The organism is Candidatus Pelagibacter sp. IMCC9063 (assembly GCF_000195085.1).
GTDB lineage: Bacteria > Pseudomonadota > Alphaproteobacteria > Pelagibacterales > Pelagibacteraceae > IMCC9063.
In genome coordinates this window covers 22046-40215 of sequence record NC_015380.1, presented here as the reverse complement: position 1 = coordinate 40215, position 18170 = coordinate 22046, and the positions used below count along the sequence as shown (strand labels likewise).

At 27.2% G+C, this 18170-nt stretch carries 21 protein-coding genes, 2 tRNA genes and 1 rRNA gene; 19 read left to right on the top strand and 5 right to left on the bottom strand.

All coding sequences use genetic code 11. From position 1 onward, the window contains the following. Positions 1-460: 460 nt before the first annotated feature. The 5 genes from SAR11G3_RS00220 (at position 461) to SAR11G3_RS00200 (ending at position 4365) form a co-directional block, all read left to right on the top strand. The gene (locus SAR11G3_RS00220) at positions 461-1402 is read left to right on the top strand and encodes an SDR family NAD(P)-dependent oxidoreductase (protein ID WP_013694685.1); all 942 of its coding nucleotides are present in this window, start codon (positions 461-463) and stop codon (positions 1400-1402) included. Further along, a complete protein-coding gene (locus tag SAR11G3_RS00215; protein ID WP_041862427.1) occupies positions 1402-2073 on the top strand; it encodes a nucleotidyltransferase family protein in 672 nt (223 codons plus the stop codon). Before SAR11G3_RS00220 ends, SAR11G3_RS00215 begins: the two co-directional genes overlap by 1 nt. Before the next feature lie 3 nt (positions 2074-2076). Next, positions 2077-2748, top strand: a complete 672-nt coding sequence (locus SAR11G3_RS00210) for a glycosyltransferase family 2 protein (protein ID WP_013694683.1) — start codon at positions 2077-2079, stop codon at positions 2746-2748. Positions 2749-2750: 2 nt separating this feature from the next. Beyond that, the gene (locus tag SAR11G3_RS00205; RefSeq protein ID WP_013694682.1) at positions 2751-3095 is read left to right on the top strand and encodes a DUF2304 domain-containing protein; all 345 of its coding nucleotides are present in this window, start codon (positions 2751-2753) and stop codon (positions 3093-3095) included. 181 nt (positions 3096-3276) lie between these two features. Beyond that, positions 3277-4365, top strand: coding sequence for an O-antigen ligase family protein (locus SAR11G3_RS00200; RefSeq protein ID WP_013694680.1), 1089 nt, complete (start codon positions 3277-3279; stop codon positions 4363-4365). On the opposite strand, the gene SAR11G3_RS00195 is transcribed toward SAR11G3_RS00200, so the two are convergent. Then, positions 4355-5374, bottom strand: coding sequence for a UDP-phosphate N-acetylgalactosaminyl-1-phosphate transferase (locus SAR11G3_RS00195; protein WP_013694679.1), 1020 nt, complete (start codon positions 5372-5374; stop codon positions 4355-4357). The two genes, SAR11G3_RS00200 and SAR11G3_RS00195, sit on opposite strands and share 11 nt — an antisense overlap. A gap of 51 nt (positions 5375-5425) precedes the next feature. Here SAR11G3_RS00195 and SAR11G3_RS00190 point away from each other — a divergent pair, with 51 nt between their 5' ends. The 6 genes from SAR11G3_RS00190 to SAR11G3_RS00165 all read left to right on the top strand — a co-directional run bounded on the left by SAR11G3_RS00190 (position 5426) and on the right by SAR11G3_RS00165 (position 10845). Next, on the top strand, positions 5426-5632 hold the full coding sequence (locus tag SAR11G3_RS00190; RefSeq protein ID WP_013694678.1) for a hypothetical protein: 207 nt from the start codon (positions 5426-5428) through the stop codon (positions 5630-5632). Positions 5633-6119: 487 nt separating this feature from the next. Next, positions 6120-7049 (top strand): hypothetical protein, encoded by a 930-nt coding sequence (locus SAR11G3_RS00185; RefSeq protein WP_041862282.1) that lies wholly within the window; start codon positions 6120-6122, stop codon positions 7047-7049. 93 nt (positions 7050-7142) lie between these two features. Then, positions 7143-8453 (top strand): O-antigen ligase family protein, encoded by a 1311-nt coding sequence (locus SAR11G3_RS00180; protein WP_158304705.1) that lies wholly within the window; start codon positions 7143-7145, stop codon positions 8451-8453. Beyond that, positions 8428-9495, top strand: coding sequence for a glycosyltransferase (locus SAR11G3_RS00175; protein WP_013694674.1), 1068 nt, complete (start codon positions 8428-8430; stop codon positions 9493-9495). Before SAR11G3_RS00180 ends, SAR11G3_RS00175 begins: the two co-directional genes overlap by 26 nt. Further along, entirely contained in the window at positions 9495-9893 is a 399-nt protein-coding gene (locus SAR11G3_RS07800; protein WP_081456253.1) for a WecB/TagA/CpsF family glycosyltransferase, read from the top strand. The genes SAR11G3_RS00175 and SAR11G3_RS07800 overlap by 1 nt, the downstream gene beginning before the upstream one ends. Further along, positions 9883-10845, top strand: coding sequence for a hypothetical protein (locus SAR11G3_RS00165; protein WP_013694672.1), 963 nt, complete (start codon positions 9883-9885; stop codon positions 10843-10845). The genes SAR11G3_RS07800 and SAR11G3_RS00165 overlap by 11 nt, the downstream gene beginning before the upstream one ends. A gap of 145 nt (positions 10846-10990) precedes the next feature. Here SAR11G3_RS00165 and SAR11G3_RS00160 read toward each other — a convergent pair whose 3' ends face one another. Further along, positions 10991-11905 (bottom strand): glycosyltransferase family 2 protein, encoded by a 915-nt coding sequence (locus SAR11G3_RS00160; RefSeq protein ID WP_013694671.1) that lies wholly within the window; start codon positions 11903-11905, stop codon positions 10991-10993. Position 11906: 1 nt separating this feature from the next. Continuing rightward, positions 11907-13301, bottom strand: a complete 1395-nt coding sequence (locus SAR11G3_RS00155) for a lipopolysaccharide biosynthesis protein (RefSeq protein WP_013694670.1) — start codon at positions 13299-13301, stop codon at positions 11907-11909. Between the two features lie 198 nt (positions 13302-13499). Here SAR11G3_RS00155 and rrf point away from each other — a divergent pair. The 8 genes from rrf (at position 13500) to SAR11G3_RS07210 (ending at position 17724) form a co-directional block, all read left to right on the top strand. Beyond that, a 5S ribosomal RNA gene (gene rrf / locus SAR11G3_RS00150) occupies positions 13500-13614 on the top strand. A 25-nt stretch (positions 13615-13639) separates the two neighbouring features. Then, positions 13640-14539: an NAD-dependent epimerase/dehydratase family protein gene (locus tag SAR11G3_RS00145; protein WP_013694669.1), complete on the top strand. Its 900-nt coding sequence runs from the start codon at positions 13640-13642 to the stop codon at positions 14537-14539. A 20-nt stretch (positions 14540-14559) separates the two neighbouring features. Next, entirely contained in the window at positions 14560-14685 is a 126-nt protein-coding gene (ykgO, locus tag SAR11G3_RS00140; RefSeq protein WP_013694668.1) for a type B 50S ribosomal protein L36, read from the top strand. Positions 14686-14693: 8 nt separating this feature from the next. Continuing rightward, positions 14694-14804, top strand: a complete 111-nt coding sequence (locus tag SAR11G3_RS07070) for an aa3-type cytochrome c oxidase subunit IV (RefSeq protein ID WP_081456252.1) — start codon at positions 14694-14696, stop codon at positions 14802-14804. Between the two features lie 31 nt (positions 14805-14835). Then, positions 14836-15930 carry an NAD(P) transhydrogenase subunit alpha gene (locus tag SAR11G3_RS00135; protein WP_013694667.1) on the top strand — a complete coding sequence of 365 codons (1095 nt, stop codon included), beginning with the start codon at positions 14836-14838 and terminating at the stop codon, positions 15928-15930. Beyond that, complete coding sequence (locus SAR11G3_RS00130) at positions 15930-16232, top strand: proton-translocating transhydrogenase family protein (RefSeq protein ID WP_013694666.1); 303 nt, start codon at positions 15930-15932, stop codon at positions 16230-16232. The genes SAR11G3_RS00135 and SAR11G3_RS00130 overlap by 1 nt, the downstream gene beginning before the upstream one ends. Before the next feature lie 2 nt (positions 16233-16234). Beyond that, on the top strand, positions 16235-17644 hold the full coding sequence (locus tag SAR11G3_RS00125; RefSeq protein WP_013694665.1) for an NAD(P)(+) transhydrogenase (Re/Si-specific) subunit beta: 1410 nt from the start codon (positions 16235-16237) through the stop codon (positions 17642-17644). 5 nt (positions 17645-17649) lie between these two features. Then, a tRNA-Val gene (locus tag SAR11G3_RS07210) sits at positions 17650-17724 on the top strand. Between the two features lie 20 nt (positions 17725-17744). Here the strand turns inward: SAR11G3_RS07210 and SAR11G3_RS00120 are convergent. Both SAR11G3_RS00120 and rpsU read right to left on the bottom strand, forming a co-directional pair. Further along, positions 17745-17821, bottom strand: a tRNA-Met gene (locus SAR11G3_RS00120). Positions 17822-17845: 24 nt separating this feature from the next. Then, entirely contained in the window at positions 17846-18040 is a 195-nt protein-coding gene (gene rpsU / locus SAR11G3_RS07065; protein WP_081456301.1) for a 30S ribosomal protein S21, read from the bottom strand. Positions 18041-18170: the final 130 nt, after the last annotated feature.

Below are 18170 nucleotides of genomic sequence, written 5' to 3'. Positions count from 1 at the left end.
CTTTTTGTATTATCATCGTTTTTTAATATAAAATAAAAAATTAAAACAAATAGTAAAGATGAAAAAATATAGCCCAAATAAAAACCTGCATAAAGAATTAAATAACTAGATAAAGAAAGTAAAATTAGTATGTATAGAAAATTGATCGATCTAAACTGCAAGTAGAATACATATACGGTCCCTGCAAAAAGTAAAAAAGTAATTGTTCTAAAATTTATTAAATCATAACCAAGAACTTTTGATCCAATCCAGCCTATCGAATGAAAAAATGTAACATTGCCAGGAAAATTTTTCAAAAATAGAGTGTATATATTTGTGGAGTAAACCAATATTGAATTTAATTCATCTCCTAGAATTCCTACACTTGATTTGAAGTGAATTTTATAAAAAATAAAAACTAATGAAAATATTAGTAAAATAATATGTATTTTTTTATGATTAGTTGTATTATTAAGCATATATGAAAAAAAAAATTTTAATTACTGGGGGGAATGGTTTCCTTGGACTGCATCTTGCCCAAAGACTTAAAAAAAATTTTAATATTATCCTTGGCTCAAGAAATAATAAGAATAATTTTTTGGTTGAAAAAAAGACTAATTGCAAAACATTTCCTTTAGACATTACTAATATAAATTCAGTTAGAGATGCAATCAATTTTTGTAAACCTGATATCATTATCCACGCTGGAGCAACTAAATTTGTTGGATTGTCAGAAACGCAACCTTTTGAATGTGCCGATGTTAACATTATGGGCTCTTGCAATATAGCAAGGACAGCTATTGATAAAGGGGTAAAATTGGTGATTGGGATTTCAACAGATAAAGCAACACAGCCGATTCAAAACTTTTATGGAATGAGCAAGGCTGCAATGGAAAAAATTTTTTTACTATCTAATAAGCTTAGTAAAACTAAATTTTTATGTGTACGATATGGAAATGTTGCTTGGTCTACAGGATCTGTTTTACCTATATGGAAAGAAATGTTTAAAAAAAATAAGACCATCTTAACCACGGGTCCTTATATGAGAAGATTCTTTTTTACAGCAGATGACGCAGTAGATTTAGTTATTGCTGCATTAGAAAATTCTAAAAAAATAGCTGGAAAGATTCTCTGCCCTGAAATGAAATCTTCAAAAATGATTGATATATTAAAAGTTTGGGTGAAAAAATTTGGAGGGAAGTATAAAATCATAAATAAAAGGGATGGTGATAGATTAGACGAATATCTTATAGCCGAAAATGAAAAAGATTTTACAAAAAATTTTTATCATAAAAAAAAGAAATATTATGTGATTGATTTTTCTAAAAAAATTAAAAATGCAATTAGACAAACAGTAACCTCGGAAAATTGCCAAAAGCTTTCAGAAAAAGAAATATCGCAATTGTTAGATTTAAAATATTAATGCAAGTATTTAAGCATGCAGTTATACTAGCTGCCGGCAGGGGGGTTAGGATGATGCCATTAACCAAAAAAATACCAAAGGCTCTGATCAAGGTTAAGGATGAAACCTTAATTCTTGGGGGTATAAAAAAAGTAAAAAAATTTATACAAAATATTCATATAACTGTAGGTTATAAAGGAAGTGCAATAGCCCAACATGTTATTCAAAATAATGTTAGTTCTGTTATTAACACTAACGGCAAAGGTAATGCCTGGTGGATATTTAACTTCCCCTTTAATATAATGGACGAGCCAATAGTCGTATTAACTTGCGATAATATCACAAGTGTTAATTTTGAATTAATTGAAAAAGATTACCTTAGACAAAAATGCCCACCCTGCATGCTAGTTCCTGTTAAGCCAGTCGAAGGATTGGATGGAGATTTTATTCATAAACAAAACGACAAAGTCAACTCCCTATCCAGAACAAAATATAGCGATATTTATTGTTCGGGAATTCAAATTATTAATCCTAAAAAAATTAATCAATTAATTAAAAAAACACAAGATTTTAACATTCTTTGGAAAAGACTCATGGCTCAAAAAAAATTACATGTATCTAAAGTAGTACCAAAAAAATGGTTCACAATAGACAGTGTAAACCAATTAAATTTATTTAAAAAAAATCTATAAATTATGTATCAGGATTTTCTTATTGTAGTTCCAGCATACAATGAAGAAAAAAATATTGCTAAGCTCCTATCAAAACTTGTTCCTAAGTTTAAAAATATTTTAGTAGTTGATAATAATTCACAAGATAAAACAGTTGAAGAGGTTGAAAAATTTCCAGTTTTTTGTGCAAAACACAAATACAATCTGGGCAAATCGCTTTCCATGAAAACAGGCATGAACTTTGCTCTCATTAAAAAGAAAAAATATGTTGCTTATCTTGATGCGGATGGTCAGCATAAGGTTCAAGATCTAGAAAAAATATGCTTTATGGTCAAAAAGAAAAATTACGATGCAGTTTTGGGATATAGAAAAAATTTAAATAACTTAAATGTTAAAAAAAAACATGGGACAAGATTGTTAGAGTTTTTTTTTAGCTTTTTATACAAAAAATCTATTAAAGATATTCAGTCTGGACTAAGAGTTATTAATACTAAAATTTCTAAAAAAATAGATTGGACTTCTTCAGGAATAACTCATTATTTTGCAGATGCCGAAATAACATGCTTGCTATGCTTGAGAAAATGTAAAATTGCCCAGCTTCCTATTGACACGATTGCAAGCGAAAAATACAAAGGCATGAATTTATTGCAAGGTCTTTTATTATTAACAATGCTTTTAGTTTGGAGATTTAGATAATTATGATTAAATTTTTACTATCTTCAATTTCAATCTTTATTTCTGTTTTGATGATTTACATTACTCATTTAAATTATAAGAATAAATATTTTAATAAACCAGAATTATTTTTTTGGTTTTTATGCTGGTTCATAGTAATTTTTTTATCAGTGAGACCATCATCTGTGGATCATTTTTTTATAACGAATTTTAATCTTAGTATTTTTTATATAGTAAACATTATTAGTATAGCAGTTCTCGTTATTTTTACTTATTTTAATTATTTAAAAACAAAAATATTAGAAAAAAAACTTAATAAGTTGCTTATGACCGATTCTATTAAAAAAATTAAAAGAAAAATTAGATAAATATGAATTTTAAAAACCATGCTAATTTTACAAATATTCAAAAATACCTGATTTTTTTTTTACCGATTAGTCTAGTAATTGGAAGTGCAGCGATTAATATTAATATAGTTTTAATAGATATTTTATTTTTAATATTTTTTTTTTTAAAAAAATTGATTTAGAAAAAATAGTAAAAAAAGCTTTGATTTTTATATTTTTATTTTTATTAATTAATAATTTATTTTCATTGCACAGTGATCTTTCACTAAGGGGAAGCGCTGGTCTAATTAAGCATATCTTGTTATTTTTGGCCCTAGTTACTTTTTTCGAACGAAACTCCATTCACAGAAATGTCTTTTACAAAATAATTTTATATACGGTTTTGGCTGTAAGTATTGATACGCTTGTTCAGTATATTTTTGGCACTAGTATCACCGGATCTATTGTGCAAGATAGCCACGGCTACCGTTTATCGGGACCTTTTGGTACAGAGTATGTCGTCGGGGCTTATTTGTCTAAATTGCTCTACATTGGCTTCATTGCCATTTGCCTAAATACCCAAAAAAAAATCTATATTTTTTTATATTTAATTTGGATAGTTGGAATTATTTTTTTAACAAATGAAAGGTCTGCTTTTTATATAAGTATTTTGTCTTTATTTGGATTGCTAGTCCTGTTTAGAGCATCTATTCGTTTTAAATTTATTATTATTTGTGTTGTTATTTCTCTAGGTTTCATTCTTTTAATGAGCAACCCAGGATTTAAAAAGAAATATATTGATCATACAATGCATGAATTTGGGTTTGGTGAAAAATTGCATCAAGTGAATGACAAGAAAAAATTTAAGTACAGTAGTTTTCTTGATAGCAGATACGGTGCACATTTTTTAACCTCTTATGAGATTTTTAAAGACCATTATATTATAGGATCGGGCATTAAGACTTTTAGAAAAGTTTGTGAAAATAAGAAATATAAAAATATAAAGTCCAAATATTCATTTGCAAGATGTAACACTCATCCACATAACTTTTATTTAGAAATTCTATCAGAATTTGGAGGTGTGTTTTTTATTTCATTTATTATATTTATTGGAACTATGTTGATCCGATTATTCCAAAAATATATCAAAGATAAAAATCCTATAACGGTAGCAAGTATATGTCTTTACTTTGTATTGTTTTGGCCAATTCAAACTACGGGCTCTCTTTTTTCAACATTTAATGGAGTTTTTTATTTTATAGGATTGGCAATTATTTTTTTATCTAATAATATGAAATTACTTAAAAAATAATTTTTTTTAAAAAAATAAAAACACTAAGATAAAATAAAATATTTCCCAAAATAAGCACAAGGTAACTGTCTATTAAAAAAGATGTAATGTAGGGAATTAAAGTTACAATTCCATATATTATAAATATATATTTATCGTTGCATATAGATCCAATATGATGATGCAAATGATTAAGGTCCCCACTCGATATAGATTTTCCCTTAGAGATTCTTTCTATTACCAATCTTGTCATGTCCATTCCTGGTATTAAAAAAATTAGAAAAATTTCATCACATTTTAATGTTGATTGTGAATTATATTCAAAAATATAATTTAAAGAAATAAAAACTGATAGAGCAGCAGAGCCAGAATTGCCCAAGAAAGATAAATTTTTTAAATTTAAGTACAGACAAATTAACAGAGTAGTTAATATTAAAAAATCAAGGTTGGTAACTCCATTCTTTTCAATTGCTAAAATTACAATAAATATAATCGCAACTATTAAAGCAACTCCATTTTTACCATCCGCAAAGTTTAGGAGATTGTAAAAAATGTAAATAAAAAAAATAGTAACAAATATTGATGCTTGATTTAAAATTATTGGAAAATTAAAAAGGTTTTTAAAATCAAGTGTCTTGATAATAAAGTTTTGGTTCAGAGGCATTATCATAAGCAATAATAAAAAAATTAAAAACGTTTTGTGTGTAGGGGATAAGTTTTTTTTATCATCATACAAGCCAATTAGGTAAAAACTCAAAGTGATTATTGATAATGTAATATTAAAATTAAGATTAAATTCTTTAAAAAAAAAGAAATCTAATAAAGAATAGGTTAGCACCAAAGAAATAATCAAAAATCCATTAAAAGTTGATGTGGTATTTTTGTGAAGTTTTCGGATAGTATCTGGCCGGTCATACAAATTGAATAAATCACTAATATTTTTTCTAAAAAAAGAAAGGGTGGCACAAAATAGGAAGACGTAAATACTAATACTATTTATTCCATCAAATATCCTATGTAATTCAATCATTGTTGTTTGTTCTGTTTAAATGAATATTTAATCTTGGTATATAAGTTTTGCATGAAAAATAAATTTTTTAAAAATTACTTTATCAAAATTTCCTTAATATTGTTTGTTTTTTCAATTTTTTCAGATGTCTTTTTAAATTCTTATTTAATCATTAAAAATAATTATGAATCAAGATTAATAAGTAGCTATGGGTTTTGTGACAAACAAGGATATGGATATATTAAAAAAATAAAAAAAACTTCAATCCATCTAATGTAACTCTAATTAACTACTCTAATGATTTCCCTTTGGGAGAAAAGCTCTTTTTATCTATTAATAATGACCATAAAAAGATGAACAATGTTATTATAATTAATAAACATCTTAAAAAAACTAAAAATAATTTTGATAATTATCAATTGATAGATCAATTTCAAAATTGTGAATACTTGCAAAAATGATTGAATTTTTTTTTATATTTCTGCAGTTATTATTTTTTATATGTGCATTTAGTAATTTCCCAAGAATGCATATAGGTAACTTTTCAATAGGGGATAAAAATTATTTTATCGTTAATATTTGTATCAGTTGCATTTTATTTATTAATCTGTTGTTATTTTTATCTTTTTTTCAAATAAACTATCTATTCGTTTTAATAATATTAATTCTCATTGCATCATTCAATTTTATACAAATTATAAAACAATTTAAATTTTTTAATAGTTTTGTTTTTTGCTTTATATTTATAACATCGGTATTTTTTATTATGATTGCAAGCCAAGTTGAGTTGGGGTGGGACGCCCAAGAGGTTTGGAATTTAAAAGTACAAAATTTTTTTTATAAAAAAAATTTTTGGGACTTGAAAGACACTTCCTTTCCTAGCTATCCATTTGCTGGAACTTTGCCATGGTTTTTCTTTTGGAAATATTCATATTTACAGCATGAATATTTTGGAAGGCTATTTTATATTTTTTTATATTTGGCAGCTTTGTTTATGGCAATTAAGCCAAAGAATTCTTTTAATTTGAATGCTCTATTAACTCTGTTGATTATCATAATCGCTACATTTAAAATCGATTATTTTTTAGGATACCAAGAGTATTTAATCTTTAGCATTATTGTAGCAGCAATTTTTTTTATAATGAATCAGCCAAAGCAAAATACCTACTTTTTAATATTATTATTACTTATATTTAATTCATTAATTTGGATCAAAAATGAAGGTGTGTTATTTGGTTTCATAATTATTTTTTTCTCATATTATTATAATAAATTTAGTTTTCGATTTAACATTATATTAACTCTATCTGCAGTATTTTTACTTTTGTTGAAGCATTATCTTTTTTACAAAAGTATTGGAGCAAGCGAAGGAATGTCTTTAAACTTTTTAATTTATCAAAACTTTTTACAAAATATAGTTCAGATTGTTTTTTATTTTATCGTCAACTCCTTTAAGCACCCCATATGGGTTTTGATTATTTTCTTTCTTTTTTTTATTAAAAATAAAAACGATAACTGTTTCAGATATTTATTCCTTATTTTATGTGCAAGCTATATCTTCATTTACCTTTCATTAGCAGGGGATATAAAATGGTTTTTATCTAACTCGTCAGATAGGTATATGTTGATGTGTTCTGCTTTTTTTGTACCATTTATTTCCCAAAAAATTATTAGAATCTTAGAATCTTACAAATAAATGATTCTAAGTAAATTTTTCTCAAATAAATTATTTTTAATACTGTTGTGGTTTTTAATTATTCTGTCTATCAATACAAACATAGATCATTTAGTGTCCATTGAAACGCTTTTTAATCAAGGTAAATTAAAAGACAATCTTAACCCTATTCGACTTTATTTATCCATTTCTGTCTTTTTCTTTTTGCTAGGAGCAACTATAACAAACAAGACAATTGGTAAAAATTTTTATTTATCCGTAATAATTTTTATCTGCTACCAATTAGTTCAAATTTTTTCATTACTCTTTTCAGAAAATAACAATTCTAATATTATCTATAACGTTCATTCTTTAAATGTTCTATTATTCTTAAATATTTATTTAACCCACTGCCAGAATAAAATTAAAAATTTATTAGTATTTTCCTTCTCAATTCTCTTCTTTTTATTTTTAGTTTTTCATTTTATCACAATAATCAAAATGTTTGCATTAGGTGTTCATCCATACGGTTACTATGAATCTACCGTCTTTTTTGTTGACAATGCCCCTAGAAGTTCTGGAATTGCGAGAATAGGCTTGTGTTTATTTGTGTTTAGCCATTTTTTTTTAATTAAAAAAATGAAGAAATTATCTATATTTTTTTCTTCTATATTGTTTATACCCTCAATTTTTTTAAATCAATCAAGAACTATTTTAGCAATTTTTATTATTATATTGTTAATAATATTTGTTTTAGAATTATTAAAAAAAAATAGATCTTATAAATTTTATTTAAATCAGTTATTTTACTATTTATTATTACCTTCTTTTTTTACTATCTTAATTTTTATTTCTTCTAATTTTTTTTATAAAAATATTCTTTCACAGTATACTGATTCAAAAATATATTTATTTACTATTACCAAGATAATTCCTAGTAAAGATCTGAGAAAAATAATTAATCTTGAGGATGAGCAGTATATTAAACACTATGCAAAAACTAAAGTTAATAAAACAAAAACAAATAAGATGAAACTTTTGAGGACAAATGACAATAAGTCATTTTCCTCTCAAAGATTTCGGGATTGGAAAAATATTGCTATTTTAACAAATCAAAATTTTTTATTTGGATACGGTACTCAGGCCGATAGGTTTCTTATACAGCAGACTGCCTCCAATGCTTTACTTTATGCATATTCCTCAGCTGGAATTTTCGGATTACTGTCTATTCTTTTTATATATTTAAGATATTTCTATATTTTTTTAAAAAGCATAAAAGTTTTTCCTAGCAGCAGTTCAGTTTTTTTATTTTCGTACATTATTTTGATTGTTTTCTTTTTAAGGTCTATATTCGAAAGTTCTTTTGCAGTTTTTGGAATAGATTTTATTTTATTTGCATTAGCTATATATAATATTGAACATGAGTATAAAAAATATCAAGGTTAGCATTGTTACAGTAGTTAAAAATGGAATGCCCTATTTGGAAGATTGCATCAAATCTTACCAAATCCAAGATTACAAAAATAAAGAATTGATAGTCGTGTATTCAAACTCACAAGACCGAACTTACACATTCCTGAAAAAACAAAAACACATTACTAGATTAATAATTGACAAGAGGAGTAAAAATAAATTTGGTGCGCTCAACGTTGGGTTACAAAATACAACGGGTGACATAATTGGATTATTGCACTCTGATGATATTTTTGCATCGACCAAAGTCCTGTCTAACGTTGCCAAAATATATCAAGAAACTAATTTTGATATTTCTTATAGTGATATTAAATTTTGTTTAAGAAATAATTTATTAGCAATTAGAAGAGCTTGGATTTCTAGTAATTATAATTTTAAAAAAATGCAACTAGGATGGATGCCGCCGCACGTATCGATTTTTATTTCAAAAAAATATAAAAACATAGCGTATCGAACTTGCTATCCAATTTCTGGAGACTATGATTATATTTTAAGAATTTTTAAGAAGGCTAGTAATATTGTTTATACAAATTATGTTTCTGTAATTATGCGGTTAGGTGGAGTCAGTAATAAATTTATTTTTAAAAAAACAAAAGAAGATTTGTTAATAGCAAAAAACCATCTTGGTAATATTTATATAATTACTATTTTTTTTAAAAATTTAATTAAAATTCCTCAACTCTTAAAAGGCAAATTTGAATTTAAATATAAATATAGTCAATATATAAAAGAAAATTACACTCCATCCATTTTTATAATTGATAACATAAAAAAAATACTTCAAAGAAAAAAATTTTTTTTATGTGCTAGAAATTTAGCATTTTACTCTTTAGTAATTAACAAATTGAACGTTTTGAGAAAAGACATTATATTTTGGCAAGATGGAATGTTTCCTTTTAATACACATATTAAAAAATTACCAGGGAGAGATCTTCTTGCTAAATTACATCCCAGTAAAAAAATAAATAAAATTTATCTTTTGTCGAAAAAAAATAAAAAAATTTTGAATATGTAATTAAAAAGTTTAAAAACACAGCAACTATTATTCAATTAGATCTTCCTTTTGCAAATACGGATTCTATTATAAAAAGATTTAGTAAATTTAAAGTACACGTTGATAATAAAACTTTATTTTTAATTGCGATACCAACACCCAAACAAGAGATTTTAGGATCTTTCATAATGAATAGATTTGACAATGCAAAAGTTGTGTGTGCAGGAGGTGCATTGGATTACTTAAGTGGAAACATCAGTAAACCATTACCAATTTTTTCTTCTAAACTAGAGTTTCTTTGGAGACTTCGAAATGATTTTCGGAGAAGATCTTATAGACTAGTTCTTAGCTGTATATTTTTGATAAAAAATTATTTTAGTGGTGAATTTTATGAGCTAAATATAAAAAATGAAAAATAATAATTTTTTTGGATGGGCTTGTGATTATCAAAGAAGCTCAGGCGAAGGTAAATTAGCGAGACTATTTCTTGAAAACGAATTGAGACAATCCAAAGAAAATATTTTGTTATTAACCAATTCTGGAAAATTTATTATTGACAATTTTGAGAATAGAATTGTTAAAAAAAAAGTTAACTATAATAATTTTTATCACAAATATATCAGTCCTTTTATTGGATGTTATTATTCTTGGTTTTTTTTCTTTAAGAAAAAAAAATTTACTTACTTAAATTACATTCCTTTATGGAATGTTTTTTTATTTCTTTTTTTAGCACCCCATACAATACTCGGTCCCATTACAGGTTCTCATGTGTTTTCATCAGGCTATTTCAGGAAATATTTTATTCCCATTCTTTATAGAATATCTTGCCTAATTCTAAAATTTAGATTTAAAAAAATAATATTTGCAACTGAAAATTTAAAAAAATTTACTAGTCTTAGTCTGAGGAAGAAAAGTGAATTTAACTACTGTTTAAATTATATCAAGAATAATGAAAATTTTTTATCAAATAAAAATCAAGTAAAAAAAGTATTTGATATCGTCATTTATTTTAGAAATCACAATAATAAGAATAATGCATTTGCTATCAATGCAGCAAGATTTTTTGTTAATTCTGGATATAAAGTTATATCTTTTGGAGATAGACTTAATATAGCTGGTGTTGCAAATTATGGGGCCATTGAAAGCAAAATTGCATTAAAGCTAATATCTGAGTCTAAGGTTGCTATTAACAGTGGTGAAAACTTTTACACTTTTTTTTTGATGGATTGTATCATGTGTAAAACTTGCATTGTATGCGACAAACAATCTGCACCAAACCGATTCTTAAAAAACAAATTTATTTCTTTGATTGATTATAAAAAGCGAATCCATTCATTTAATGCTATTAGAAAAATTATTTCTATTTATTAATTGCCTAGCTTAGATTTAAGCCAAAGAACTTAAATTTACAAGCCTTACAAATTAACAGACTTTTTTATTAAACACTTTATTATAATTTATTAATTAAGGGTATGGTTTGGTAGAGGTCTTACATCTGCATTGTGAAAGTGAAAATCTAGTGTTTCTTATTATCACCAATGCCAGTAAAGCTAAAAATAAAAATTATTCTTATTAAAGAATTAATATTTCCAACAAATCTTAAAAAAAAACTTAATTTTAGTCTTGTTAAATTCATGCCAGATTTCACAATTGCTCCTAATAAAAAATTTACAAATCGTAATTTATTTTTTTTAACAAAATAATACCTATTTAGTATTTCCTTCTTACCAAAAAAATATCCAGATCTTTCTATTTCATTTGGGTGTTGGTATTTAGCTTTATGTATCAACAAAAGCTTCCCCAGTTTGCTTGTCCGGTAGCTAAAATCCAAATCTTCTAGGTAGCTATAATCCTCAAAAAAAATATCAAAATAAATATTTTTAATAGCCTTGTATTTAAAAATACTCGCCTGAGTAGACAACCAAGATACTTCAGTATTCTTTTTAAAATTATAAGCTATTGTTTGCCATCCAGAAGGCGTTACTACTCCCATCTTTGAATTATAAATTCCCAATTGTTTTACAATATCTATTTTTTTTAATTTATCTAAAAAATTTATCCTTTTATTTAATTGTAGGTTAAAACCAAATCCTGCTATGTTTTTATCCGATTCTAAAATAGCCAATTTCATTTTATGTAATGCATCTTTTTGAAATGTAATATCATCGTCTAAAAACATAACAAAATCAGTTTTTTTGTTTAAATTTTTTAAACCAATATTTCTTTGATAGGCAATCGAAGCCTTTGAGCGCAAAAGCTTTGTTTTGAATTTTGCCTCGTTACACAACTTTCTAATTTTTATACCCTGTCTGATAGAGCTATCAACCACTATTACTTCAGTAAAAAAAAATTTGTTTTTCGATAAAAAATTAAATGTCTCCTTTAAATATTCAAACCTATCTTTTGTAGGAATTATAATTGAAATTTTCATTTTAGTTTTGTTTGTAAAATTTAATAAGTTTTTTTATAGGAAGTATTTTGATTAATACAATTAATTGAAAAAGAATTGAGTAGTAATAATAGTTTATTGAATAGAATGACAAGATGCATGTCAGAGTACTCAAGAATAAGCTAAAAAAAATTATTTTTTTATCAAAAATTTCTTGTTTTGCATTCAACGCTCTAATTAAAAATAAAAGAATATCTTTTGAAAGTATTGATAATGCAAACATGTAAATATTTTTATTTACAATAGCGTAGTATGCCAAGATTAAAAAAATAGGCATGAAGCATATCTCATAGAAACTGCTAATCTTAGATCTTGAGTTTATGTCATAATGATCAATGAGCAAGTTAGATAAAGATGAAAACATAACAATCATGAAAAAAATTTTTAGTAAGTTATGATATTCTTTACTATAAGAGCTTGTTAGCCATAGCTGCAATAACTGCTCTAAGAATGGAAAAAAAAGTAAAATAAAGAAAAACATGAAAAGGGCATAAGTTAATAATGAATTACTTAAATGCTCTTGTGCTTTTTTATTTTTGTAATTTTTTGATAATTTTGCAATATAAATATTATTATAAGCATTTAATGGAACGGCAATTTTCGAGGAAATTTGCTGTGATATTGAATAGAAAATAAATAATTGATTATTAAAAAAAGCTTTTATTATATATTTATCAAAATAGTTATAAATTTGATGAACCGTTGTATTGATTGTTATCCATCCAGATAGTTTTTTTAAATCCTTAATCAATTGTTTGGAAATTTTTAACTGATTTATTGCTCTGGGAAAAATATAAATAGTCATGATTAAAACACTTAAAAATTTAATAATTAAAGAAATGGTGAACGGAGTCTGCTCAGACCTGTCAATTATTAGAAGCAATGCTGGAAGTGACATAGACAGGCTATAAAATAAAAAATTAAATAAACTAAGTGATTTGTATTTTAAAGCTCCCTTATATATTCCTTCTAAAGTTAGATAAAAATTACTTATCATTAAGCCAAACAGTATACTACTGCCTTTCAGCACATTTAAATTTACTAAATTAAAGTAAGTAATTATTTGTTTTAAGGCTAAGAAGAATAGTGTTGAAAAAAGTATAGTTGTAAATATATTTAGGATTAATACTGTATATATATAGTTGTCTTTTTCTGAAATTTTTTTAGAAATATTAATGCATACAATTTTTCCAAAATTACAATTTAATATTATCGAAAATGTTAGTATAAAATGCTGCATTAAATAGTCAGCAAACTCTGTATTGCTTAAAAGTTGAAGAAAAATTGGAATAGAGATAAGTGACAAAAAAATTGATAAGATTCCAGGTAATGAATAGAAAAAAGATCCTTTCAGATATTCAAATTTTAATTTTTTCATCTTTATTAATTTAGCAATTTATTTATGTTTTGGAAAATAGGGCCATAAACTTTAAGGTATCTGTTTAAATCAAGTTTAGGACATTTTTTTATTCCACTTAACTAATTTTTATCTTTATTCCAAATAATAACAAATAATTAAGGATTTATTGAAGATTTAATCATTTACAAAGAGGTTAATTAATAATACTAAGCTTTGCCTGGTAATTATTGCGAAGAGGTAATACCCGATCCCATTCCGAACTCGGAAGTCAAGCTCTTCAGCGCCGATGGTACTTTGCCTTAAGGTATGGGAGAGTAGGTCGTTGCCAGGCTTTAAAAAAAATATAAATTATTCCCATGAAAAATATAATTGTTATTACTGGTGGAGCTGGTTTCGTTGGGTCAAATTTAATAGAATACTTTATAAATAAAACTAAATTAAAAATTATCAGTTTGGATAATTATTCTAGTGGTACTGTAAAAAACCACATTAAGAACAGTAGGGTTAAATATATAAAATCAAATACAAAAAAAATAGAGATCGTATTAAACAAATATAAAAAAAAAATAAATGCCGTATTTCACTTTGGGGAATTTGCAAGAATTTATCAAAGTTTTTTAAAATTTAATGACTGCTTTGAATCTAATTCTATAGGCTCCAATGCTGTTTTTAAATTTTGTTTGGAGAATAAAATTAAATTAATTTATTCAGCAACATCAGCGACTTTAGGAAATGGAGGGGAGGATAAGAATTTGTCTCCCTACGCACTCTCAAAATCTAGAAATTTAGAGTTATTAGAAAATTTAAAAAAATGGTTTAAATTTAAATACGAAGTTGTTTATTTTTATAATGTTTATGGACCGAGACAAATTTGCAAAGGAAATATGGCGACAGTTATTGGAATATTTGAAGATTATTATTTAAGAAATAAAAAACTGCCCGTTGTAAAGCCAGGGACACAAACCAGAAGGTTTACCCATATTGAAGATACTATTAAAATTTGCTTTGAGTCTTGGAAGTTAAATAAAAATAGACACTATTCTATAGCCAGTAAAAATAGTTACTCTATTATTCAGTTAGCCAAAATGTTTAAATCAAAAACAATCTACCTTCCAAAAAGAGGTGGAGAAAGATATGCTTCTGCCTTAAATAGCATGAATTTAAACAATAAAATTAATAAAAGATTTGGACAAACTAGCTTAAAAGCATACGTAAAAGAATTTTTAGAAAAACACCGCTTTACAAGAAAGAATTAATTATATATCCCCCTCATATTATGAAAGTTGTAAGTTCATTAAAATCATTAAAAAAAAGAGACCTTAACAACAAGCTTGTTAAGAGAAGAGGAAAGCTCTACGTGATTAATAAAAAAAACCCTAGAATGAAGGCAAGACAGGGTTAATTATCCCAATGGATATAGAAGAGCAAAAAAAAACTTGGTCAAACTTTACTAGGCTAAGTCTTTTCGGATCCTTAGCAATTGTGCTCATACTTGTCCTCATGGCAATTTTTCTTCTTTAAATAATTCTTTAGATCATTATAACTTTTACAAATGATATTTGGTTACGTTACACAAACTGACAAAGTAGAAAAAAGAATTTCTCTCACTCCTGAAATAGTAAAAAAATTGAATAAAGAGAACATTCAAGTTCTTATTAACAAAGACTATGGAAAAAATTCTAACATTAGCGATCAGCATTTTGTTGATGCAGGAGCCCAAGTAGAGAGTGTAGAAAAAATTTATAGCAGTAGTGATGTTATTGTTCAGATTGGCTTTGAAGACCTTGAGGCAGCTAAACTATTAAAAAAAAATTGCTACTTAGTAGTTAACCATTTTAATAAAGACAATAAGGAACTTGTTTCCTCCCTGAAGAACAAAAGTATAAATATTTTTTCCCTAGATTTATTACCAAGAATTACAAGAGCACAATCAATGGATATCCTTTCGTCTCAGGCAAATTTAGCTGGCTATAAAGCTGTCATTGATTCTGTTTACGAATTTAATAAAGCAATACCTATGATGATGACAGCAGCCGGTACAGTCACACCTGCAAAATTTTTTATCATTGGAACTGGGGTTGCTGGTTTACAGGCAATTGCTACTGCCAAAAGATTGGGAGGAGTAGTTTCTGCAACAGATGTTAGGGCAGCATCTAAAGAACAAGTAGAAAGTTTAGGTGCAAAATTTGTGTTTGTAGAGAATAGTGAAAATTTAGAAACAGAAGGTGGTTATGCAAAAGAGGCAAGTGAAGATTTTAAAAAGAAGCAAGAAGAACTAATTAAACAAACGATTAAAAATCAAGATATTATTATTTGCACAGCACTCATTCCAGGTAAGAAGGCACCGAGAATTATTACTGAAGAAATGGTTTTATCGATAAAACCAGGATCTATAATATGCGATCTTGCTGCTCCACAGGGTGGCAATTCTGCATTTTCAGAATCAGATAAAATTATAGAAAAGAACAATATTAAGATCATAGGGTATAGTAATTTTGCATCCCGCATTTCTGAATCCGCATCAACTTTGCTTGCCAAAAATATTTATAATTTTCTTGAATTGATTTATGACAAAGAAAGCAAATCTATAAAAATAGATATGGAAGATGAAATCATCAAAAATACTTGTTTGGGAGAATCTAGTTAATGGAAATTGATCCTTTTGTATTTAGATTTGCAATTTTTGTATTATCTATCTTTGTTGGTTATTACGTTGTTTGGAGTGTTACGCCTGCTTTGCATACTCCTTTAATGTCAGTAACTAATGCTATTTCATCCGTCATAATTGTGGGAGCACTGATTGCTGTTGCTGTTTCAAGCGCTGAAAGCTCATCTATTTCTTTATGGTTTGGTGTTGTTGGTATTTTCTTAGCTGCAATTAATATTTTTGGTGGATTTTTAGTTACAGCTAGAATGCTCAAAATGTATAAAAAAGGAAAAAAGAAATAGTTATGATTTCTTCTAATTTAACTGCTTCTTTATATTTAGTTTCAGGTATATTCTTTATTCTTGCCCTAAGAGGCCTAAGTTCTCCCGAAACTTCAAGAAAAGGAAATTTTTTTGGAATTGCAGGAATGGCCATTGCAGTTGTGGTCACTCTTTTATCTTTAAAAGATACAAGTATTTTAATTAACAATTCCCTGTTTATTCTCGGGCCTATTGCTCTTGGTGGTTTGATAGGTGCTTTTATTGCTGCAAGAATTGCTATGACAGCAATGCCACAACTGGTTGCTGGTTTTCATAGTCTAGTAGGATTAAGTGCTGTCTTAATAGCAATAGCTGCTTTTTACAATCCTTCATCCTTTGGCATAGGTAATGCTGGAGATATTAAATTAGCATCACTTATCGAAATGTCTTTAGGTGTTTCTATTGGCGCAATTACATTTTCAGGATCCTGTATTGCTTTTTTAAAACTACAAGGTCTTATGTCTGGTTCGCCCATAACTTTTAAAGGGCAGCATATTCTTAACCTGCTTATAGGAATTTCAATTGTTGCCTTAATATTTTTTTTGTGTGTTGAGCAATCAGAGCAATTATTTTGGTTCATTACAATTTTATCAATCTTAGTAGGATTTTTAATTATCATACCAATTGGCGGAGCAGACATGCCAGTAGTTGTTTCCATGCTAAATTCGTATTCTGGGTGGGCAGCAGCAGGAATAGGTTTTACATTAGAAAATACAGCTCTTATTATTACTGGTGCGTTAGTCGGATCGTCTGGTGCAATTCTTTCTTATATAATGTGCAAAGGAATGAATAGATCTTTGTTTAATGTAATTTTAGGAGGATTTGGAGGAGATGCAAATGAAGGCTCCTCAGACAACAAACCTAGAAAACCAGTTAAGCAGGCTGGAGCAGAGGACGCTGCTTTTTTAATGAAAAATGCCTCATCAGTTATAATTGTACCAGGTTATGGAATGGCAGTTGCTCAAGCTCAGCATGCACTAAGAGAGATGGTTGATAAATTAAAAGAAAATGGAGTTAAAGTTTCTTATGCAATCCATCCAGTTGCAGGAAGAATGCCTGGTCACATGAACGTACTATTAGCAGAAGCAAATGTACCTTACGATGAGGTTTTTGAATTAGAAAATATTAATAATGATTTTGCTAATACAGATGTAAGTTTTGTGATTGGTGCCAATGATGTAACCAATCCTGCTGCAAAAACAGATAAAACTAGTCCAATTTATGGAATGCCAATCCTTGATGTGGAGAAATCTAAATCTGTGCTTTTTGTAAAACGAGGATTGTCGGCAGGTTACGCGGGTGTTGATAATGAGTTGTTTTATAGAGATAATACTCTGATGTTATTTGCTGATGCAAAAAAAATGGTTGAGGAAATTTCCAAAGCCTTAGATTAATTTTTGGAACTGTAGCTCAAAAGTAGAGTACTCCGTTGACATCGGAGGGGTAGTGGGAGCGTTACCCACCAGTTCCACCAATCTTAAATACAGTATGTGTTGGTTGCGGGGCTTGGATTTGAACCAAGGACCTTCAGGTTATGAGCCTGACGAGCTACCAGACTGCTCCACCCCGCGATATAAGTGTAATAGTAAAAAAAATTAAAATCTAGCTTTAAGTTTTCGTAATTTCTTCACTCTTGCCATGCTGTCCTCTAGTTCTCTCTTTTTTCTTTCAGATGGCTTTTCGTATGTACTTTTGATTTTTAGTAGGCGAAACGTACCTTCACGCTGAAGTTTCTTTTTAAGAACCCTCAGTGCTTGTTCCAGGTTGTCGTTTTTAACTTCTATTTTAATAACCTACCTCCAATTAAGCGGCTGAATTAACATTTTGCAAAAAAAAAGTCCACAGTTATATTGTAATTTATATGGAATATTTTATCCCAAGCCCAAAAAAAGGATCAGAAAGCAAAGCTAAAGTTATATC